At 71.5% G+C, this 19,921-nt stretch carries 19 protein-coding genes; all 19 read right to left on the bottom strand.

The window, feature by feature from the left end; all coding sequences use genetic code 11:
• Window positions 1-13: 13 nt before the first annotated feature.
• Window positions 14-1,222, bottom strand: a complete 1,209-nt coding sequence (metK, locus tag AC069X_RS28090; RefSeq protein WP_478732694.1) for a methionine adenosyltransferase — start codon at window positions 1,220-1,222, stop codon at window positions 14-16.
• Between the two features lie 98 nt (window positions 1,223-1,320).
• On the bottom strand, window positions 1,321-2,112 hold the full coding sequence (locus tag AC069X_RS28085) for an AfsR/SARP family transcriptional regulator (protein WP_478732692.1): 792 nt from the start codon (window positions 2,110-2,112) through the stop codon (window positions 1,321-1,323).
• A gap of 261 nt (window positions 2,113-2,373) precedes the next feature.
• Window positions 2,374-6,225, bottom strand: a complete 3,852-nt coding sequence (locus tag AC069X_RS28080; RefSeq protein WP_478732690.1) for an amino acid adenylation domain-containing protein — start codon at window positions 6,223-6,225, stop codon at window positions 2,374-2,376.
• A gap of 315 nt (window positions 6,226-6,540) precedes the next feature.
• On the bottom strand, window positions 6,541-7,482 hold the full coding sequence (locus tag AC069X_RS28075) for a ribose-phosphate diphosphokinase (protein WP_478732820.1): 942 nt from the start codon (window positions 7,480-7,482) through the stop codon (window positions 6,541-6,543).
• Window positions 7,483-7,496: 14 nt separating this feature from the next.
• Window positions 7,497-8,579 (bottom strand): alkene reductase, encoded by a 1,083-nt coding sequence (locus AC069X_RS28070; protein ID WP_478732688.1) that lies wholly within the window; start codon window positions 8,577-8,579, stop codon window positions 7,497-7,499.
• A gap of 54 nt (window positions 8,580-8,633) precedes the next feature.
• On the bottom strand, window positions 8,634-9,578 hold the full coding sequence (locus AC069X_RS28065; protein WP_478732686.1) for a pseudouridine-5'-phosphate glycosidase: 945 nt from the start codon (window positions 9,576-9,578) through the stop codon (window positions 8,634-8,636).
• Between the two features lie 11 nt (window positions 9,579-9,589).
• The gene (locus tag AC069X_RS28060; RefSeq protein ID WP_478732684.1) at window positions 9,590-9,823 is read right to left on the bottom strand and encodes a tautomerase family protein; all 234 of its coding nucleotides are present in this window, start codon (window positions 9,821-9,823) and stop codon (window positions 9,590-9,592) included.
• A gap of 139 nt (window positions 9,824-9,962) precedes the next feature.
• Window positions 9,963-10,883 carry an EamA family transporter gene (locus AC069X_RS28055; RefSeq protein ID WP_478732682.1) on the bottom strand — a complete coding sequence of 307 codons (921 nt, stop codon included), beginning with the start codon at window positions 10,881-10,883 and terminating at the stop codon, window positions 9,963-9,965.
• Entirely contained in the window at window positions 10,883-11,548 is a 666-nt protein-coding gene (gene upp / locus AC069X_RS28050; protein ID WP_478732680.1) for a uracil phosphoribosyltransferase, read from the bottom strand. Before upp ends, AC069X_RS28055 begins: the two co-directional genes overlap by 1 nt.
• Before the next feature lie 97 nt (window positions 11,549-11,645).
• On the bottom strand, window positions 11,646-12,335 hold the full coding sequence (locus AC069X_RS28045; protein WP_478732679.1) for a phosphoribosylanthranilate isomerase: 690 nt from the start codon (window positions 12,333-12,335) through the stop codon (window positions 11,646-11,648).
• 144 nt (window positions 12,336-12,479) lie between these two features.
• Window positions 12,480-13,418, bottom strand: a complete 939-nt coding sequence (locus AC069X_RS28040; RefSeq protein WP_478732677.1) for an alpha/beta hydrolase — start codon at window positions 13,416-13,418, stop codon at window positions 12,480-12,482.
• A gap of 42 nt (window positions 13,419-13,460) precedes the next feature.
• Entirely contained in the window at window positions 13,461-13,679 is a 219-nt protein-coding gene (locus AC069X_RS28035; protein ID WP_478732675.1) for a hypothetical protein, read from the bottom strand.
• A gap of 7 nt (window positions 13,680-13,686) precedes the next feature.
• Window positions 13,687-14,184: a nuclear transport factor 2 family protein gene (locus AC069X_RS28030; protein ID WP_478732673.1), complete on the bottom strand. Its 498-nt coding sequence runs from the start codon at window positions 14,182-14,184 to the stop codon at window positions 13,687-13,689.
• Between the two features lie 115 nt (window positions 14,185-14,299).
• Complete coding sequence (locus AC069X_RS28025; RefSeq protein ID WP_478732671.1) at window positions 14,300-14,527, bottom strand: acyl-CoA carboxylase subunit epsilon; 228 nt, start codon at window positions 14,525-14,527, stop codon at window positions 14,300-14,302.
• A gap of 35 nt (window positions 14,528-14,562) precedes the next feature.
• Window positions 14,563-16,125: an acyl-CoA carboxylase subunit beta gene (locus tag AC069X_RS28020; RefSeq protein WP_478732669.1), complete on the bottom strand. Its 1,563-nt coding sequence runs from the start codon at window positions 16,123-16,125 to the stop codon at window positions 14,563-14,565.
• Between the two features lie 30 nt (window positions 16,126-16,155).
• Window positions 16,156-17,103 (bottom strand): ACP S-malonyltransferase, encoded by a 948-nt coding sequence (locus tag AC069X_RS28015; protein WP_478732667.1) that lies wholly within the window; start codon window positions 17,101-17,103, stop codon window positions 16,156-16,158.
• A 23-nt stretch (window positions 17,104-17,126) separates the two neighbouring features.
• Window positions 17,127-17,954, bottom strand: a complete 828-nt coding sequence (locus AC069X_RS28010; RefSeq protein ID WP_478732665.1) for a 4'-phosphopantetheinyl transferase family protein — start codon at window positions 17,952-17,954, stop codon at window positions 17,127-17,129.
• Window positions 17,951-18,313, bottom strand: a complete 363-nt coding sequence (locus tag AC069X_RS28005; RefSeq protein ID WP_395511222.1) for an acyl carrier protein — start codon at window positions 18,311-18,313, stop codon at window positions 17,951-17,953. The genes AC069X_RS28010 and AC069X_RS28005 overlap by 4 nt, the downstream gene beginning before the upstream one ends.
• An 11-nt stretch (window positions 18,314-18,324) precedes the next feature.
• Complete coding sequence (locus AC069X_RS28000; RefSeq protein WP_478732663.1) at window positions 18,325-19,779, bottom strand: MFS transporter; 1,455 nt, start codon at window positions 19,777-19,779, stop codon at window positions 18,325-18,327.
• Window positions 19,780-19,921: the final 142 nt, after the last annotated feature.

The raw sequence follows: 19,921 nt of genomic DNA, 5'->3' as shown, positions 1-19,921 counted from the left end.
GCGCGGACGGCCCTCAGAGTCCGGCGGCGGCGCGCAGGGCGTCGACGCGGTCGGTGCGCTCCCAGGTGAAGTCGGGGAGTTCGCGGCCGAAGTGGCCGTAGGCGGCGGTCTGGGCGTAGATCGGGCGCAGGAGGTCGAGGTCGCGGATGATCGCGGCCGGGCGGAGGTCGAAGACCTGGGCGATGGCGTCCTCGATCTTCCGGACGTCGGCCTTGGCGGTGCCGAAGGTCTCGACGAAGAGGCCGACGGGCTCGGCCTTGCCGATGGCGTAGGCGACCTGGACCTCGCAGCGGGCGGCCAGGCCGGCGGCGACCACGTTCTTCGCGACCCAGCGCATCGCGTACGCGGCGGAGCGGTCGACCTTGGACGGGTCCTTGCCGGAGAAGGCGCCGCCGCCGTGGCGGGCCATGCCGCCGTACGTGTCGATGATGATCTTGCGGCCGGTCAGGCCCGCGTCACCCATCGGACCGCCGATCTCGAAGCGGCCGGTCGGGTTCACCAGGAGGCGGTAGCCCTCGGTGTCCAGCTTGATGCCGTCCTCGACGAGCTGCGCGAGCACGTGCTCGACGACGAACTCCCGGATGTCGGGTGCGAGGAGCGAGTCCAGGTCGATGTCCGCGGCGTGCTGGGTGGAAACCACCACCGTGTCCAGGCGGACCGCCTTGTCCCCGTCGTACTCGATGGTGACCTGCGTCTTCCCGTCGGGACGCAGGTAGGGGATCGTCGCGTTCTTGCGGACCTCCGACAGCCTCCTGGACAGCCGGTGCGCGATGTGGATCGGCAGCGGCATCAGCTCGGGCGTCTCGTCCGTCGCGTAGCCGAACATCAGGCCCTGGTCGCCGGCGCCCTGCTTGTCGAGCTCGTCCTCGTCGCCCTCGACCCGGGACTCGTAGGCGGTGTCGACGCCCTGCGCAATGTCCGGGGACTGCGCGCCGATGGACACCGACACGCCGCAGGAGGCGCCGTCGAAGCCCTTCTTGGACGAGTCGTAGCCGATTTCGAGGATCTTGTCGCGGACGAGCTGGGCGATCGGCGCGTACGCCTTGGTCGTCACCTCGCCCGCGATGTGCACGAGACCGGTCGTGATCAGGGTCTCGACGGCCACCCGGGAGGTCGGGTCCGCGCGCAGCAGCGCGTCGAGGATGGTGTCGCTGATCTGGTCGGCGATCTTGTCGGGGTGGCCCTCGGTCACGGACTCCGAGGTGAACAGGCGACGGGACATGTGCGGTTTCCTCCTGTGTACGGCCGGAATGCCGACCGTCCCCGACCCGCCTGGAGGCCTGCTCGAACCCCGTCCGCGCGGGGGGCGGCGGGCAGCCCTCAGACCCCGGCGCGCGCCGGGACCGGCTCCCTGCGGGAGGCCGGGCTGAGCAGGCCCACGTGGAGCTGCTTGAGCTCCGGGGAGGGCTCCAGGCCCAGTTCGTCGGCGAGCAGGCTGCGGACCTTCTGGTAGGCCTGGAGGGCCTCCGCGCGGCGGCCGGCGGCGCCGAGCGCCGCGATGAGCCGGCTGTGGAACCACTCGTTGAGCGGGTAGTCGTTGATGAGCTTGCGCAGCTCGGGGATGGACTCCCGGTGGCGGCCCAGGCGCTCCTGCGCCTCGATGCGGGTCTCGAAGGCCCTGATGCGCAGTTCCTCCAGGTGCACGATGTGTCCGGCGAGGACGTCGCCGGCGGGGAAGTTCGACAGGGCCGGGCCGCGCCACAGGTCGAGCGCCTGGCGGACGGTGCGCAGGGCCCGGGACGCCTCGTCCTCGGCGAGTTCGTGGCGGGCCCGGGTGACGAGCCGTTCGAAGACGCGGATGTCGACCTCGGACTCCTCGACCTGGATCACGTAGCCGGGCGGGCTGGTGACGATCAGGCAGCGGTCGGCGGGGGCCAGCCCTTCCTGGGTGAACATCCGGCGCGCGTGGTAGACGTACGTCTGGAGCGTGGTGACGGCGCTGCGCGGCGGGTTCTCGCCCCACAGCTCCCGGATGAGGGCCTCGGCCGTGACGATCTCGCCGGGCCGGGTGAGCAGCAGTGCGAGCGTCTGGCAGACCTTGGGGGTGCCGGGCTGGTAGGTCCTGCCGTCGTCGGTGACGATTTCGAAGGGGCCGATGAGATTGAAGCGCATGGAAGATGACTCCTCATCAGCGAATACCGCCGCGGTAACGGCGGCGACGGCGGCAACGGGGTGGGCGCCTGGAATTACCAAAAGTCTCTTGTGTGACGAATGCGCACGTCAACCGGCCGTATGTCAGAACGCGGTCAAACTGCGTCAGAATTGAGCCACCTACTGGCCGGTTCGTCTCCGAGGGGCCCGGAAACGCGAAAAGACGGCCGCTCCACCGGATTTCTCCGGTGGAGCGGCCGTCGTCATTCGACCGGCTCTCCGTTACTCGCCGAGCAGGTAGCGGATGTGCTTGACCAGCTCGCCGATGTCCTCGCGCAGCAGGCTGTAGTGGTCGGCGTCGAGGTCGACGACCGTCGGCGGCTCGGCCGAGTAGCCGCTGCTGTTCTCCAGGAACGAGTAGTCGTCGCCCTCGGCCTTGAAGATGCTGATCGGCGCCTGGAGGGTGCGCTCGGCCAGCTCGCGGAACGAGTACTCGAACTCGTAGGTCTGGCCCACGACCGAGATGATCCGCCGGGCGAGGTCCACGTCGATGCCCTTGAGCTCGCTGATGAACCCGGCGAAGGACTCCTCGTCCGTCACGGTCTCCAGGCACCGGTCGAGGTCCGGGCCGGAGATCGTGCCGGTGAACACCGAGAAGAGGATCGTGGTGTAGCCCCGGTTGGCGAAGGACGCCTCACGGCCCCACACCTTGCCGTTCTCGGCGCGCACCTTCGGCGAGCCCGGGGCGATCAGGAAGAGGTTGTCCACCTTCTCGCCGGCCTGCTCCAGCTGGTAGGCGGTCTCGAACGCCACGCGGGCGCCGAAGGAGTAGCCCCACAGGGTGTAGGGGCCGGTCGGCTGGAGCTCCTTGATGGCCTCGATGTCCTTCTTGGCCATCTCGGTGATGGTCTCGTACGGGGCCTCGCCCTCGTTGATGCCGTAGGACTGGACGCCGTAGAAGGAGCGGCCGAGGCCGATCTCGCCGGCCAGGTTCCGCAGGTTCATCGGGTAGCCGCCCAGGCCCGGCCAGCAGATCACGGGCTTGGCCTTGCCGGTCTCCGCGTGCAGGCGCACCAGGCGCGAGGACTCCTGGGCGACCTCGCGCTCCAGGCGGCGGGCCAGCTTCTCGATGGTCGGGGACTCCAGGACGCTCTGCAGCGGCAGGGAGACGCCCAGGCGCGAGTTGAGCTCGCGGACGAGGCCGACGGCGATGAGCGAGTTGCCGCCCGACTCGAAGAAGTCGTCCTGGACGGAGGCGTTCTCGCGGCGCAGGGCCTTCTCCCAGACGCCCGCGATCTCCTTCTCGGTCTCCGTGCGCGGGGCGACGAAGGGGCGCTCGACGAGCTCGGCGTTGACCTGGTCGGAGGCGGCGAGCGCCTTGACGTCGATCTTGCCGTTGGCGGACAGCGGCAGCCGCTCGAAGACCACGACCCGGTTGGGGATCATGTAGTCGGGCAGGAAGCTGACGAGGTCGTCGCGGATGAGCTCGGCGGGACCGCGCATGTGGACGCTGTCCTCGCGCATGCCCTCGTGGCCGGCCTGGTCCTCGCTGATGCGGCCGCCGACGAAGAAGTACATCGGACCGCCCTCGACGCCGTTCTCGGCGAGGACCGCGTCCATCCGGCGGGAGGCCGGCAGCGGGTTGCCGGTCTTGGAGCTGTAGCCGGAGGACATGAAGCCCAGGTTCAGCCCGTTCATCATCAGGTGCTGGAGCTTCTTGCCGAGGGTGACGTAGTGCAGCCACTCCTCGGGGGCCCGGCTGTACACGCTGATGCCGAAGCTGGCGGCCTGGTACACCGACTGGTTGATCGCGATGACGTGCTTCTTGAGGACGATGTCGTCCGAGAAGCGGGTCAGCTCGCCGTCCGCGTAGCGGTACTGGCCCTCGGGCAGGCCGGCGATCTTGCCGCCGTGCGTCTGGACGTAGACCTCGGCGTGGTCCTCGCGCGGGCCCGCGTGCGGGACGAGCTCGAAGGTGCCCAGGTAGTAGTCCTCGTCGGCGACGTCCAGCAGCTCGCGGACGGCCGGCTCGTAGGCGCGGTCGTGGATGTCGAGGCCGTAGGCCGGCAGGATCTGCTCGAAGAGGCCGACCATGTGCCCGGTCTCGATCTCCAGGACCTCGACGATGTTGTTCTTGTAGACCGGCTCGATGCCGCTCTTCTTGCCGATGAAGTGGATCTGCGCCGTGGGCTTGCCGGTGGCCTCGCGCTCGCTGATCAGGACGAGCTGGTGGCGGACCGGCTGGTAGTAGTAGTAGCCCGGCTTGAGACCGCCGACGCCCTCCAGCTCGAAGTACATCTGCGTCGCGTACAGCGCGCCCGGGGAGGCGTAGCCGTACTTCGGCAGGAGCCGCTCCTCGCTGACGTACTGGCCGAACCAGCGCAGGATCTGGCCCAGTTCGGACGGGGCCAGGTCGGCCGCCTTGCGGGAGTAGGCCGCGGGGACCTTCTCGCCGAGCAGCTTCAGCAGGTCGTCCTGGGTGACGGGGCCGCCCTCGTAGAAGCGGTACGTCTTGCGGGCGAAGACGCGGGCGCGCTGCTCGGGGGTGGGCTCAAAGCCCTCCAGGTCGAAGGCCGGACGGGCGGCCAGCTCGGCGTCGTCGCGCAGGCCCGGGTTGGACAGCTGCGCCTTGACCTGGAGCTTGCTCTTCTTCGACGCGTGGTGGGAGCCGTGGTTGCCCTGGTCCATCAGGGCGGCTTCCTTCTCGCTCAGCTCGATGCAGGCGATCAGGTTCTGGAAGCCGGTGCGGCCGTCGTTCTTGACGATGACGGCGGCGTTGCGGACCCAGTCGTGGTTCTCGATCGCCAGGGATATCTCGTCGAGCTCGACGCGGTAGCCGCGCAGCTTGACCTGGTTGTCGGCGCGGCCGGCGAACTGGACGGTGCCGTCCGCGTTCCACTGGCCGAGGTCGCCCGTCTTGTACAGGCGGACGGGCTCGGCGCCCTCCTCCAGCTCGATGTCGAGGAAGCGCTCGGCGGTCAGGTCGGGGCGGTGCAGGTAGCCGCGCGCCAGCTGGACGCCGCCGATGTACAGCTCGCCGATCTCGCCGACGCCGACCGGCTTGAGGGTCTCCTTGTCGAGGATGTGGTACGTGGTGCCGTGCACCGGGGAGCCGATGGAGATGGACTGCGGTCCCTCGTCCAGGCCGGCGGGGTCCACCACGAAGGAGGACGAGTTGATGGTGGTCTCGGTCGGGCCGTAGACGTTGATGAGCGCCCGGCCCGGCATCTCCTGCGTGGTCTGGATCGCGAGCAGGCGGGACAGGGCCTCGCCACCGCTGAAGATCTGCTGGAGGGAGACGCACTCGGGGAACTTCTCGGTGTCGAGCAGGCCCTGGAGCAGGGTGGGGACGCACTGGAGGGTGGTCACGCCGTGCTTGACGATGGTCTCGATGAGGCCCTCGGGGTCGGCGTACACGCCCGGGGCGCCCATGACGACGGTGGCGCCGTTGGCCGGGGAGAGGATCTCCCACTGGGCGGCGTCGAAGCTCATCGGGGTCTTCTGCAGGACGACCTTGCTGCGGTCGATCGCGTAGGTCTCGCGGAGCCAGCCGAGCTGGCTGACGATGCTGGCGTGCTCGATCATCACGCCCTTCGGCTTGCCCGTGCTGCCGGAGGTGTAGATGACGTACGCGAGGGTGTCCGGGCGGGCGCCGGCGCGGGCCGGGGCCGGCTCCTGGCCCTCGGGGCGGACGAAGGCCTCGGACTCGCGCAGGGTCACGATGGTGACGCCCTGCGGGGCGAGCTCGCGCAGGCGCGACACCAGGCGCTGCTGCGCCAGGATGATCTTCGCCTCGCTGTTCTCGATCATGTACCGCAGCCGGTCCTCGGGGTACTCCGGGGACAGCGGCAGGTAGGCCGCGCCGGCGTTGAGGATGCCCCAGGCTCCGACCATGAGGTCGATGGACGGCTCCACGAAGAGGCCGACGCAGTCGTCCGCGGAGACACCGAGGTGCTCCAGGTAGTCGGCCAGGGCCGAGCTTCTGGACGCCAGCTCACGGAAGGTGAGCTTCTCATCCCGGTAGGCCACGGCGATCGCGTCGGGGTGCTCCGCCACGCGCTCGGCGAGCAGGCCGGGCAACGTGTTGGTGCCGCGCAGGGTGGGCTCGAGCACGCTGGTCTCCTGAAGAGTCATTTCCCGCTTCCTTACGTTCCGATGTGAAGCAAAGACGGGCGCGGTCGAACGCCCCCGCAGACCGGGCCGCGACTGGCGGCGGGGCCCGGTGTGCGACGCCTCACCGCGAGCGTGGGGGTGGCGTCCGCACGGGGCGGACGCCGCGGAAGCGGTGGGGCGTCGTTGGCCGAGACGAATCGCCCGGCCGGATTACAACCGAAGAACTGAGGGGCGCAAGGGCAGAGCCTCACCACCCGGGAATACCGGAACGGCGCGGTGCGTGCGGCCGCCTCCCCCTACGGACGGACGGGCCTCGCGGCCCGTCCGTCCGGGCGATCACCGGCTTTGCAGGAGCCGGGTTACAGATCCGTTCTCGAACACCTCTCGCGAGGCCCCCGCGATGAGCGGAGCGATCGACAGGACGGTGACCTTGTCGATGCCGAGCGCTCCGGGCACCGGAAGGGTGTCCGTGAACACGAACTCGCTGACCCGCGAGTTCTTCAGGCGGTCCGCCGCGGGGCCGGAGAGCACCCCGTGCGTGGCCGCCACGATGACGTCCCGAGCACCCTGGGCGAACAGGGCGTCGGCGGCGGCGCAGATCGTGCCACCGGTGTCGATCATGTCGTCGACCAGGACGCAGACCCGGTCGCGGACCTCGCCGACCACCTCGTGGGCCGTGACCTGGTGGGCCACGTCCTTGTCGCGCCGCTTGTGGACGATGGCCAGCGGAGCGCCGAGGCGGTCGCACCAGCCGTCGGCCACGCGCACGCGGCCGGCGTCGGGCGAGACGACCGTGAGGTCGTCCCGGTCCACCTTGGAGCCGATGTAGTCCGCGAGGACCGGCATGGCGAACAGGTGGTCCACCGGGCCGTCGAAGAAGCCCTGGATCTGGTCGGCGTGCAGGTCGACCGTCAGGATCCGGTCCGCACCCGCGGTCTTGAGCAGGTCCGCCACCAGACGGGCCGAGATGGGTTCCCGGCCGCTGTGCTTGCGGTCCTGGCGCGCGTATCCGTAGAAGGGCAGGATCACCGTGATGCTGCGGGCCGAGGCCCGCTTCAACGCGTCGATCATGATGAGGTGTTCCATGATCGACTTGTTGATCGGGGCCGTGTGGCTCTGGACCACGAAGCAGTCCGCGCCGCGCACGGAGGCGTGGTAGCGGATGTAGATCTCGCCGTTGGCGAAGTCGATCGCCTTCGTCGGGACCAGCGTCGTGCCCAGCTCGGCCGCGATGGCCTCGGCCAGCTCGGGGTGTGCGCGCCCCGAGAAGAGCAGCATCTGTCCGGGCTCGCTCACGCGGCGCCGGCCTCTTCGAGCGTCGGGTAGTCGGTGTAGCCGGTGTGGTCGCCGCCGTAGAGCTTGGTCTGGTCGGCCTCGGCGAGCGCGGCACCCGTACGGATGCGCTCCGGCAGGTCCGGGTTGGCGATGAAGGCGGCACCGAAGGCGACGGCGCAGGCCACGCCGGCCTCCAGGGCCTCGGTGGCGATGGCGGCGTTGGTGACGACGCCGTTCTCCGGGTGGGGGCACAGGATGATCGTGCCGGTCCACTGCGCGCGCAGGGCCGCGATGTGGTCGCGGTTGCCGCCCTCGAGGATGTGCAGGAACGCGATGGGCGGCAGGGCCGCGACGAGCGCCTCGTAGATGGCGTGGGTGTCGCCCTCGACGATGTCGTTGTACGGGTTCGACGGCGAGATGCGGACGCCGACGCGGTCGGCGCCGATGCGCTCGGAGACCGCCTGGATCACCTCGATCGCGAAGCGGACGCGGTTCTCGACGGAGCCGCCGTACTCGTCGGTGCGCTGGTTGGTGTTCTCCGCCAGGAACTGGTGGAGCAGGAAGCCGTTGCCCGCGTGGATCTCCACGCCGTCGAAGCCGGCCTCGATCGCGAGCTCGGCGGAGTCCGCGAACTCCTTGACGATCTCGGCGATCTCCTCGACCGTCAGGGCGCGCGGCTCCGGGTAGTCCAGCGGGCCCTGGGGGCCGTAGGCCTGGCCGGCCGCGGTGATCGCGGACGGGGCGACCGACTGGTGGCCGCTCGGGTACAGGTCGGGGTGGCCGATGCGGCCGCAGTGCATGAGCTGCGCGACGATCAGACCGCCGCGGGCGTGCACGGCCTCGGTGACCGGCTTCCAGGAAGCGGCCTGCTCCTGCGAGTGCAGACCCGGGCTGTTGCCGAAGCCCTGGCCGGTCACCGACGGCTGGATGCCCTCGGTGATGATCAGGCCGGCACCGGCGCGCTGACCGTAGTAGGTGGCCATCAGGTCGGTGGCCAGGCCCTCGGCGGTGGCCCGGTTGCGGGACATGGGCGCCATGACCACTCGGTTGCTCAGGGCCAGCTTCCCCAGAGTGACCGGCTCGAACAGCTTCTCGGACATGTGACTTTCTCCAGACTGAGGTCAGCGCGTGGTGCGGTGGTGGTTCGTATGGGCTCAGCGGCCCGCGAGCTCCGCGAGGTGCTCCGAGTGGGCGACGGCCAGGCGGCCGGCGGCCTCGGCGCAGGAGGCGAGGACCGCCATGTTGGCCTTGGCGGAACGGCCGTCGGTCGCGGCGTCGACGGCCCGCATCAGGTACTTGGTGATGGCCTGGCCGGAGACCCCGTCACGGGCGGCCTCGGCGACGGCGGCACGGATGGCCGTGTCCACCTCGACGGAGTCGATGGCGTCCTCCTCCCTGACCGGGGTGGTGATCAGGAAGGAGCTGTTGTTGCCGAGGGCCCAGTGGGCCTCGATCGCGCGGGCGATGACCTGCTCGTCGTCCAGGCGGTGGGGCGCCTTGTGGCCGCTCGTACGGCAGTAGAACGCGGGGAAGTCGTCCGAGCGGTAGGCGACGACGGGGACGCACTGCGTCTCCAGGTACTCCAGGGTCAGACCCAGGTCGAGGATCATCTTCGCGCCCGCGCAGACGACGGCGACCTTGGAGCGGGTGAACTGGATCAGGTCCGAGGACACGTCCCAGGTCTCCTGGGCGCCCCGGTGCACGCCGCCGATGCCGGCGGACGAGAAGAACGGGATCCCCGCGAGCTCGGCCGCGACGACCGAGGAGGCCACGGTGGTGGCTCCCAGGCCGCCCTGCGCCAGGACGACGGGCAGGTCCCGGCTGGACACCTTGGGGATGCCCGGCAGGGAGGCGAAGCGCTCGATGTCGGCGTCCGACATGCCGACGCGGATCTCGCCGGCCTCGATGCAGATCGTCGCGGGCACGGCACCGCCGGACCGTACGGCGTCCTCCACCTTGCGGGCGGTGGCGGCGTTGTCCGGGTAGGGCAGGCCGTGCGTGATGACGTTGCTCTCGAGGGCGACGACGGCCTTGCCCTCGTGGAGGGCCTCTCGGACCTCCTCGGTGTAGACGACGGGGATGCCGCTGCTTGCGCTCATCGGGGTGTCTCTCAACTCTCGTTCCAGTAGCCCGGCCTCTTGACCAGCTGGTCCGGGCGGGCCGCTATCTCGGTGAGGACCTGGGCTTCCCAGTCCTCCGGTGTGACCGGCTCAAGGGAGATCGAGACGGTTTCCTCGCCGGTGGCGAAGGTCCGCGTCACGGCGGCGGTGACCGCCTCGTCGATCGCCCTCAGCTGCTCGGCCGTGAAGTCCCGCGGGTAGTGCCTGACGTGGATGTGGGGCACGGACTCGGTCCTTTCACGGTGTGGGGCGGGGGGTGGGCGGCACACCGCGGACGGGGGAGGCCGCGGTGTGCCACCACCGCTCCCCGCCCTGCTCAGGGGGCAGGGCCGGGCGGGGAGTCGTGGGCGGGGATCCGTCGCGTCACGCCTTGACGGATTCCCGCGAGGTTTCGGGGACCGGGTCCGGCTCGGGCTTCTTCGCGCCGCCGGCTCTCGGCTGGGCCAGGATCACGGAGGCGACCACGGTCAGCGCTCCGAGGATCTGGATCGGCGAGAGCGACTGGTCGAGGACGAAGTAGCCGAGCAGGGTGGCCGCGAGGGGCGAGGCGAAGCTCAGGAACGACACCGCCAGCGCGGGCAGCCGGGCCACGCCGCGGAACCAGATCGCGTAGGCGAACAGGGCCCCGATGATGCCGAGGTAGGCGAAGCCCCAGAGGTTCTTGGCGGTGATCTCGGCGGGCAGGCCCTCGCCGATCAGCGCGATCGGCAGCAGGACCAGACCGCCGACGGTGAGCTGCCAGCCCGTGAAGGGCAGCAGGCCCACCCCTTCGGGGCGTCCCCAGCGCTTGGTCAGCACGATGCCGGAGGCCATGCTGAGCGCGCCCAGCAGACCGGCGATGACACCGGTGGCGTTGAGCCCGGCGTTCGGCTGGAGGACGAGCAGGGCCACGCCGGCCGCGCCGAGGGCGCAGGCGGCCATGTGGATCCGCTTGATCTTGTCCCTGAGCAGCACGGCCCCGAGCAGCAGCACGATCATCGGCTGGATGGACATCACCAGCGCCGCGACGCCGCCCGGGAGGTGGTACGCGGCCACGAAGAGCAGGTAGAAGAAGGCGCCGATGTTCAGCACGCCGAGCACCAGGGCGCGCCACCACCAGATGCCCTTGGGCAGCGTCCGGCCGATGATCACGAGGATCAGGCCGGCGGGCAGCGCACGGAGCAGCGAGGCGAGCAGTGGCCTGCCCTCCGGCAGCAGCTCCGTGGTGACCAGGTACGTGGACCCCCAGATCGCCGGGGCGAGCGCGGTGAGCGCGGAGTCCGCGAGCGTACGGCTGCCCTTCATCAGGCCACTGCCGAGTCGGTGGTCCCGAAGTAGCGGTCACCGAAGTCGCCGATGCCCGGGATCATGAACGCGTTCTCGTTGAGGCGCTGCTCGATCGACGTGGTGACGATCCTGACGGCCGGGTACTTGGCGTGGACCGCCTCGATGCCCTCGGGGGCGGCGAGGAAGTTGACGAAGAGGATGTTCTCCTCGCGCACTCCGGCCTCAAGGAGGACCTCGATGGCCGCCTTGGCGCTGCCGCCGGTGGCGAGCATCGGCTCCAGGAGGAGGATGTGCCGGTCGGCGATGTCCTCGGGGAAGTTGCTGTAGTAGAGGTGCGGCAGCTTGGTGGTCTTGTTCCGCTGGATGAGCAGCTTGCCGACGGTGATGTCAGGGATGACCTGACGCAGCTCGTCGAGCATCGAGTCACCGGCCCGGATCACGGGGACGGCACACAGTTTGGGACCGAGCCGCAGCCCCTCGTACGTCTCCCCGACCGGCGTGATGGCGTCGTGCTCGTCGAACGGCAGCTGGTCGAGCGCCGATTCGAGCAGGAGGCGGATGATGCGCCGGGAGTAGAACACGAAGTCCGCGCGGGAGGCTCTGCGGTCACGGATGATCGTGTGCATGGCGCGGAGCTGGTTGGTCTGCGGCAGCTGGTGGACGTTGTGGTGGCCGGTCGCCATGAGAAACCTGCTTTGCGTCGGTCGTGGAGACGGGCTGCGGCCGGGCCCGGGGCCCTGGGGGCCCCGGGGGCCGCAACCGTTTGGTCGGGTGCCCAGATCAGGAGTTGGCGATCTCGGCGAAGGCCTTGCGCGACTCGGCCACGAACTTCGCCACCTTCGCGCGGTCCTTGCGGCGGTCCTCGCCCTCCAGGAGGCTGTGGGCGTCGACGGCGGCGGGCTTGACGAAGCGGATCGCGTCGGCGACGTTCTCCGGGCTCAGACCGCCGGCCATCATGAGGGGCTTCGGCGAACGGCGCACGAGCTCGGCGCTGACGTTCCAGTCGTGGGTCAGGCCGGTGGCGCCCTTGGCGCCGGTGGCCGGGTTGAAGGTGTCGGTGATGAACATGTCCACCACGTCCGCGACCTCGTCGACGAGCTGGAGGAGCTCCTCGGCGTTGTCCTCCTTCACGACCAGGCTCTTGAGCACGTACAGGTCGGGGCGGTTGGCCTTCAGCTTGCGCAGCTGCTCCGGCTCGACGTCGCCGTGGAGCTGGACGGCCTTGACACCGAGCTGCGTGGTGAACGCGCTGATCTCGTCGGCGTCGGTCATGTAGCTGATGAGGACGCCCTCCTGAGGAGCCTTCAGGCCGGCGATGATCTCCGTGGCCGCGGCCTCGGAGATGTCGTCCTTGCCCGACGGGAGGCGGAGCGGGAAGCCGAACCAGTCCACGCCTTCCTCGGCCAGCAGCTGGGCCTCCTCGGCGTCGATGATTCCGGCGACCTGCACCAGGTCCTTCACGTCACTCATGTGTGTTCCTTTACGGGATGAATCAGATGAATCAAACAGATAGAGGGAGACCGAGGTGACGTGTCCCGGTATGACGGATTTCGTTACACGTCTCGGGATGCTCACCAAAAGCCTCGTTGGTACACATCCGTGGGTCAACGGGATCTATGTCAGATCCGCGTCAACCTTCTTCATGTCTCTGTCAGAGCCCGCCACAACCCGGCCAACGCCCGCGTCGCGGGCGAGCAGGCACTCCTCCAGGAAGGACAGGACCCTCAGGTGGTAGGTACGGGCGGCCCAGCCGAGGCTGATGTTGTGTCCAGCATGCGGCTGCCGGGCCACCTCTGTGGAGGCCCCCATCAGCGGAGTCAGCAGTTCCTCCAGCGCCTCCCCGTCGTGCCTCCACCAGAGCTCCTGTTCGGCGAACGTGAAGCGCACGGGGACCCGTACCCCGGCCGCTACGGCGGGGTACATTTCCGGCCACCGCAGCGTCTCCCGCATCTCCGCGGACGGGACCGGCCGCAGCAGCCGCTGGCCGAGCCGGAAGGCATCCGGCGGGTAGAACCGCAGCGCCCCCCAGTGCCGGCGCCACTCGCCCGGCAGATCGGGGCCGGGCAGCCGCCAGGGCTCGACGGCGAACCGCCGCCCCAGGCCCGACAGGTCCACCCCGAGCGGTACGAGCGGCCCCCGGGCGGCGGCCGCCGCCGCGAGCGCGACGCGGCCACCGCCCGAGTGGGCCACGAGGAAGACCCCGGCGCCCAGTTCACGGCCCTCGGCGAAGCCCTCCAGGGCCGCGAGCACCGCGGCGGCCTGCCCCGCCAGCTCCTGCCCCTCGGGCAGCGCCCCGGCCGAGGCCCCGTACCCGGGCCGGTCCAGGGCGAGTACGGCGTACCCCAGGCCGGCGCCGAGCTCCAGCAGCGAGAGCCCGGGCCGGGCCCGGCTGTCGAAGTAGCCCGCGCTCATCCCCGAGCCGTGCAGGGCCACCACCAGCGCCCGGGGTACGGGCTGCGCGGGCAGGGCCAGCAGCCCGGACAGCGGGATCCCGTCGGCGTCGAGGGTGACGGACCGGACCGGGGGCGCGCCGGCGGGCGGCACAGGGGCCATGGGGGGTGTCTCCAGGAGGGTCGGGGGTGAGGTGTCGGAGGGTCAGGAGGCCCGGGCGGCCGTGGTGCGCCGCGCCCGGGTGCGGGTGCGGGCCAGCCCCCAGGCGGCCCGGCGGCGCAGCAGCGTCGTCAGCGGCGGCGCGGGGAGCGGCCCTGGGGGGCGCGCGGGTCCGCGTACGGATCCGCGCGCGGGTTCCCGTACGGGCTCTCGCGCGGGCTCCCGTGCGGGGACCCAGTAGCCGGCGATCTGCACGGCGTTCATCCGGTTCTCACAGCCGGACTCCGGCGAGTTCGGGCAGGCGCACGCCGGAGTCCCACACGACGTGGTAGGCGACGTGGCTGAGCCGCCAGCCGGCCGGGGTGCGCACCGCGCGCGCCTCCGCGTGGCCGCCGACCTCGAAGTGGGCCGCGGGCCCGTCGGCGGCGTGGTGGACGTGCGTGGTGAGCTGCTGGGCCCGCAGGGTGGCCCGGTCCCCGTCGAGGACGACCGAGTGGTTGGAACTGGAGTGGTGGGTGCGCGCCCATCGCTCCCGGGCCTCGCGCTGGAAGGCGGCGAAGGCCTCGATCCCCGCGCACACGCCGATCGGGAAGACGAAGGTGGCGTCCTCGGTGAACAGCGAGGCGTACCAGGACTCCTCCGGTCCGCTGCCGTCACGGGTGTCGAGCGCGGTCACGTAGCGGTCGAACAGCTCGCGCAGTTCGGCGCGGTCGCGCAGGGCCCGTATCTGTTCGCGCAGTTCCGCGATGTCGTCGTGGGTCGATGGCATGGCCTCTCCAGTTGGCGGACTTCGGGCAGGTGCCCGCGGTCAGGAGCGTCCGCCCGCGAACTCCTTGACCGGGGCGACGGCGTGGTCGGACGGGGCGCGCGGGCGGGGGCCGGACTCAGGCCGAGCGGGCCTCGCGCCAGGTGCGGGGGCCGTGGAAGCCGCGCCTCTGCTGGGGACAGCGCCAGCCGGCGAGGGTGGGCCCGCCGCCGCAGGTGCCGCCGTGCTGGCCCTCGTACGCCGCCGCCCGCGCGAGCACGACGGCGGTCAGCGCCGCCAGTTCCTCGGTGTCGGGACGCCCCTTCACCACACGGATGAGTTGGCCGGGCTCGACTGTCGTCTCCACAGACTGCTCCTCGTCTCGTGATCTCCCGCCGGCGGTCACTGCGGCGGGTTTCCGTGCTTGCGGGCGGGGATGTCGGCGTCCTTGGCGCGCAGCATCTCCAGGGAACGGATCAGTACCCGACGGGTCTCGCGCGGATCTATGACGTCGTCGACGAGGCCGCGCTCGGCCGCGTAGTACGGGTGCATCAGCTGGTCCTTGTACTCGGCGATCCGCTGCGCGCGGACCGCCTCCGGGTCCTCGGCGGCGGCGATCTCCCGCCGGAAGACCACGTTGGCGGCGCCCTCGGCACCCATCACCGCGATCTCGTTGGTGGGCCAGGCCAGGGCCAGGTCCGCGCCGATCGAGCGGGAGTCCATGACGATGTACGCGCCGCCGTAGGCCTTGCGCAGGACCAGCGAGATGCGCGGCACGGTCGCGTTGCAGTACGCGTACAGCAGTTTGGCGCCGCGCCGGATGATGCCGTTGTGCTCCTGGTCGACGCCCGGCAGGAAGCCGGGTACGTCGACCAGGGTGACCAGCGGGATGCTGAAGGCGTCGCAGAACTGCACGAACCGCGCGCCCTTCTCGGAGGCCTCGATGTCCAGCACCCCCGCGCAGGTCATGGGGTTGTTGGCGACGATGCCGACCACGTGCCCGTCGAGCCGGGCCAGGGCGCAGACCAGGTTGGCCGCCCAGGCCGGGTGCACCTCGAAGTACTCGCCGTCGTCGACGACCTCCTCGATGACCGCGCGGACGTCGTACGCCTGTCCGGGCTGCACCGGGACCAGGTCCAGCAGCGCCTCGCAGGCGCGGTCGGCCGGGTCGGCGGAGCGCTCGACGGGCGCCAGCTCGCGGTTGTTGGAGGGCAGCAGCCCGAGCAGGTAGCGGACCTCGGCGATGCAGGTCTCCTCGTCGTCGTACGCGAAGTGCGCGACGCCCGAGGTCTCGGCGTGCACGTCGGCGCCGCCGAGGCCGTTCTGGGTGATCTCCTCACCGGTGACGGCGCGCACGACGTCGGGGCCGGTGATGAACATCTGCGAGGTGTCCCGGACCATGAAGACGAAGTCCGTCAGGGCCGGGGAGTACGCGGCGCCGCCGGCGCACGGGCCCAGCATCACCGAGATCTGCGGGATGACGCCCGAGGCCCGGGTGTTGCGCTGGAAGATGCCGCCGTAGCCCGCGAGGGCGGAGACGCCCTCCTGGATGCGGGCGCCGGCCCCGTCGTTGAGGGAGACCAGCGGGGCACCCGCCGCGATGGCCATGTCCATGATCTTGTGGATCTTGGCGGCGTGGGCCTCGCCCAGGGCACCGCCGAAGATCCGGAAGTCGTGCGCGTAGACGAAGACCGTGCGGCCCTCGACCGTGCCCCAGCCGGTGATCACACCGTCGGTGTGGGGCTTCTTCGCCTCCAGCCCGAAACCGGTCGCCCGGTGCCGGCGGAGCTGCTCGACCTCGGTGAAGGAACCCTTGTCGAGCAGCAGCGCGATCCGCTCGTCGGCGGTCAGCTTGCCCTTGGCGCGCTGCGCCCCGGTCGCCGCCGCGTCACCGCTGCGCGCGGCGTCCTTGATCCTGTTGAGCTCTTCGGTCCGGGACCGGAGCGTGTCGTCCGCTGTCGGCATGCTGTGTTCCACCCTGTCCGTGGTCGTTGGTCACACTGCGGTGGCGGTGAGCTCGTCCACGGCCAGCGCCAGCCGGTCGGGCGTGTGCGTGCTGTGGACCCGGGCGCCCGGCAGGATGCGCCGGACCAGCCCGCCGAGCACCCGGCCCGGTCCCACCTCCACGAACCGGTCGGTGCCCGAGGCGGCGAGGGTCCCGACCGCCTCGGTCCACCGCACGGGACTGGTGAGCTGGCCGCGCAGGGCGACGACGGCGTCCGCGGCCGTCGTCACCCAGCCGCCCGTCACACCGGACACCAGCGGCACGGCCGGGTCGCGGAACTCCGTCGCGATCAGCGTCTCGGTGAACTCCGCCTCGGCCTCGCCCAGCAGGCTGGAGTGGAACGGGCCGCCGGTACGCAGCCACTCCACCCGGGCCCCCGCCGCCCGGGCCGCGTCGGTGGCGTGGGCCACCGCCTCGGCCTGCCCGGACACCACCGTCTGGCGGGGTTCGTTGTCCCCCGCCACCTCCACCACCTGGCCGGTCGCCGCCCGGGCCTCGGCGCACATCCGCCCCAGGTCCGTACGGCGCAGGCCGATGACCGCCGCCGTGGAGCTGCCCACCCGGTCCCCGACGGTGGCGACCAGTTCGCTGCGCAGCCGGACCAGCCACAGGGCTTCGGTCCATTCCAGGACGCCCGCGGCCACCAGGGCCGCGTACTCGCCCAGGCTGTGCCCGGCCACGGCATCGGGCCGCAGGCCCTCGCCGCGCAGCACCTCCAGTACGGCCAGGCTCGTCAGGAAGATCGCCGGCTGCGCCACCGCCGGGTCCTCCAGGTCCCGGGGCGACCCGTCCAGGCAGACCCGGGTCAGCGGGAACCCGAGCAGGTCGTCGGCGGTGCGGTAGTGGGAGTCGGCGAGGTCGGGCCGCAGGGCGAGCAACTCCTTGCCCATGCCGGCGCATTCGGAACCCTGGCCAGGGAAGACGAAGGCGGTGGTCATCCGGTCACGTCCTTACTTGCGGTTCAGCTGGCGAGGACCGTGTGCTGCGGTCCGGGGGCGGCGGCGCCGCACACGGTGTTGCCTGCGGACAGCCAGGTGTCGGGCACCCACCTGACGTCGACCACCTTGGGAGCCGGCCCCGCCACCGCCACGGCGGCGGCGTGGGTGGTGTCGGCGGGGACGCCGACCATGGTCCAGCCGTCCGGGTGGCGGCCGTGGTCGGTGCCCAGGTAGTCCTCGGCGGGCGAGCGGCTCAACCCTGTCCCAAGCCCCTTGAGAAACGCTTCCTTGCGCGTCCAGATCTGGCCGAACAGCTGACGGCGGTCCTCGCCGGCGGCGGCGTCGGCGATCTCCAGCTGCTCGTCGGGGTGCAGCGCCTTGGAGCAGATGTCCACCGTCTCGGCGCCGGGGAGTTTCTCCACGTCAACGCCGAGCGGCGCGGTGCCGACGCCGACCATGGCCACGCCCCCGCTGTGCGAGAGGGAGTAGTGCAGCGGCGGAGGCGGCGGGGACAGCGCGGGACGGCCGTGCGGCTCCCCGCAGCCCGGGCAGGGCTCGCGCATGAAGCGGACGTCCTGGGGCAGGGTGGCCGTGTAGCGTCCGAGCAGCCGGCGCACCGCCACGTGGGCGGCGGCGTACAGCAGGCCGTCGGACTGGCGGATGAAGGAGTCGGTGCGCTTGCGCTCCTCCGCGTCGAGCTCGCCGATCGCCAGCGCTTCGGCGTCCGCACCGGTGGGGCGGCGGATCAGCCAGAGGTCGACCCGGTCGGCGGAGAGGGTGAAGTCCGGCCGGTCCAGGTCCTGGTGGTTGACCACCGGGCTGGCGGCGGGCAGCAGGGTCGTAGTGGTCATGCCGGCACCGCTGCACCGTGCAGGTGGGCCTCGGGGCCGAGCTGGCCGGCCAGGCAGTCGATGAGCTCCTGGGCGCTGTTGGCGAGCAGCAGCCGCTGGAGGTTCACGTCGACGCCGAGCGTGGCCTCCATCCGGTACTGGAGCTCGATACCGGAGATCGAGCCGATGCCCAGGCAGCCCATGGGGCGGCCCGTGGTGTCCACGAGGTGGGGCTCGATGCCGAGGATGCGGCCGAGTTCCTCGCGCACGTACTGCTCGAGGATCCGGGTGCGCTCGCGCAGCCCGGCGGTGGCCAGGACCGCCATGTCGGGCCGGGTCATGTGGACCAGGCCGGTGTCTGTTTCGTATGTCTGCGACATGTGGAGTGTGTTCATGATGCTTCCCGGGTCGAGGCGGACGGGCGACCCCGTCCGTCCGTGGGCGGAGCCGCCGGGTGGGAGAGGGCTCCGGCGGTTTCGAGCGGTGGGTCGAAGGGGTGGAACAGGCCGCGCAGGGCCACGCACGCGCCGGCCAGGCCGACGGCGGTGACCAGCCAGAGCGCCGTGCCCCGGCCCGCGGCCGCGTACAGCGCGGACACCGGCGCGGTGGTCAGCGCCGCGCCCAGCTGTACGCAGGTCTGGTAGAGCCCGCCGGCCTCCGGCTGGAGGGCGGGCGGGACCGTGCCGGTGGCCTGGAGGTGCAGGGCGGTGAAGGCCAGCACGAAGGCGATGCCGACGAATGACATGGCGGGCAGCAGCCCGGCGGGATCCACCGGCCCCGCGCCGCCGCGCGGGTAGAGGGCGTAGCCGAGCGGGGCGGCGGCCGCCCCGGCGGCGACGGCCCGCGCGGGTCCCAGCCGGGCGGCGATCCGCCCCGAGTGCAGGGCGCTCAGCGCGAGCGGGAGGCTGGCCGGCAGGAAGGCGAGGGCCGTCTGCCAGGGGCTCCAGCCGGCTTCCCGCAGGTGCAGGGCCGCCACCAGCAGGAAGCTCACGTACGAGCCGTTGAGGGCGGCGGCGCCGAGCGCGGAGCGCAGCAGCGGCGGGTGCCGCAGCAGCCGGGTGTTCAGCAGCGGGCGCGGCGCGGTGCGTTCGGCCCGTACGAGTACGGCGGCGGACAGCAGCGCTCCCGCGAGGGCCGCTGCGGCGTACCACCGCTGCCCGCCGGGAGCGGCGGCGCGGGAGAGCGCGTACACGAGGAGCAGGACCGTCCCGGTCAGGGCGGCGCCCGCCACCAGGGGGTGCCGGCCGAGCCGGGGGCGAGGCCCGCCCGCGTCGCGCGGGATCAGCCGGGTCCCGGCGGCGAGCAGCAGCAGGGCCACGGGCGCCGGGAAGGCGACGGTCCAGCGCCAGCCGGCCCCGGTGAGCAGGCCGGAGACCAGCAGCCCCGAGCAGAAGCCGGCGGCGCCGAAGAAGGAGTAGACGGACACCGCCCGGCGGCGTTCGGCTCCTTCGGGGACGGCGGAGAGGATGATGGCGAGGCCCGTGGGCGCGGTCAGCGCGACACAGAATCCTTTCAGCACGCGGGTGGCCGTCAGCAGCGGCGCGCTGTCCGTCAGCGCGCCCGCCAGCGAGGCGGCGGCGAAGGCCAGCAGCGCCGCGAGGAAGACGCGGCGCCGGCCCAGCCGCTCGACCAGCCGGCCGCCGAGCAGCAGCAGCCCGCCGAAACCGGCGGCGAAGCCGCTGACGAGCCACTGGACCCCGGTCGCGGACAGCCCCAGCCCGCTGCCGGCGGACGGCAGGGCCACGAGGGTCGCGGACACCTCCAGGGCGTCCACCAGCATGTTGGCGGCGAGTACGGACACCAGGGCCCAGCGGGCCCGGGCCCGGCCGCCGGACGGGATGTTCATCGGTGTGCACGCTCGCGTTCCGGTGGAGGAAGAGGGGACGGAGAAGCAGGGGGGGAAGGGGGCGGGCGGCCCGGGGAGGGATCCCCGGGCCGCCCGCCCGCCGCCGGCGCGGCGCGTGGGTTTTCGCGCCGGCGGGGTCGTG

It is taken from the genome of Streptomyces sp. NPDC043896 (assembly GCF_056435605.1).
The sequence above is the reverse complement of the archived record's forward strand: the minus strand, read 5'-3'. Positions and strand labels throughout refer to the sequence as shown.

Bases quoted from the DNA above. Each gene is read 5' to 3' on its own strand.
- AC069X_RS28000 (WP_478732663.1), bottom strand. From the start codon at position 19,779: ATGAACATCCCGTCCGGCGGCCGGGCCCGGGCCCGCTGGGCCCTGGTG.
- AC069X_RS28070 (WP_478732688.1), bottom strand. From the start codon at position 8,579: ATGTCCGAGAAGCTGTTCGAGCCGGTCACTCTGGGGAAGCTGGCCCTG.
- metK (WP_478732694.1), bottom strand. From the start codon at position 1,222: ATGTCCCGTCGCCTGTTCACCTCGGAGTCCGTGACCGAGGGCCACCCC.
- AC069X_RS28045 (WP_478732679.1), bottom strand. From the start codon at position 12,335: ATGAGTGACGTGAAGGACCTGGTGCAGGTCGCCGGAATCATCGACGCC.
- AC069X_RS28065 (WP_478732686.1), bottom strand. From the start codon at position 9,578: ATGAGCGCAAGCAGCGGCATCCCCGTCGTCTACACCGAGGAGGTCCGA.
- AC069X_RS28055 (WP_478732682.1), bottom strand. From the start codon at position 10,883: ATGAAGGGCAGCCGTACGCTCGCGGACTCCGCGCTCACCGCGCTCGCC.
- AC069X_RS28080 (WP_478732690.1), bottom strand. From the start codon at position 6,225: ATGACTCTTCAGGAGACCAGCGTGCTCGAGCCCACCCTGCGCGGCACC.
- AC069X_RS28030 (WP_478732673.1), bottom strand. From the start codon at position 14,184: ATGCCATCGACCCACGACGACATCGCGGAACTGCGCGAACAGATACGG.
- AC069X_RS28005 (WP_395511222.1), bottom strand. From the start codon at position 18,313: ATGTCGCAGACATACGAAACAGACACCGGCCTGGTCCACATGACCCGG.
- AC069X_RS28035 (WP_478732675.1), bottom strand. From the start codon at position 13,679: ATGAACGCCGTGCAGATCGCCGGCTACTGGGTCCCCGCACGGGAGCCC.
- AC069X_RS28015 (WP_478732667.1), bottom strand. From the start codon at position 17,103: ATGACCACCGCCTTCGTCTTCCCTGGCCAGGGTTCCGAATGCGCCGGC.
- AC069X_RS28040 (WP_478732677.1), bottom strand. From the start codon at position 13,418: ATGGCCCCTGTGCCGCCCGCCGGCGCGCCCCCGGTCCGGTCCGTCACC.
- AC069X_RS28085 (WP_478732692.1), bottom strand. From the start codon at position 2,112: ATGCGCTTCAATCTCATCGGCCCCTTCGAAATCGTCACCGACGACGGC.
- upp (WP_478732680.1), bottom strand. From the start codon at position 11,548: ATGGCGACCGGCCACCACAACGTCCACCAGCTGCCGCAGACCAACCAG.
- AC069X_RS28020 (WP_478732669.1), bottom strand. From the start codon at position 16,125: ATGCCGACAGCGGACGACACGCTCCGGTCCCGGACCGAAGAGCTCAAC.
- AC069X_RS28010 (WP_478732665.1), bottom strand. From the start codon at position 17,954: ATGACCACTACGACCCTGCTGCCCGCCGCCAGCCCGGTGGTCAACCAC.
- AC069X_RS28075 (WP_478732820.1), bottom strand. From the start codon at position 7,482: ATGCTGCTCTTCTCGGGGCGCGCACACCCCGAGCTGGCCGAGGCCATC.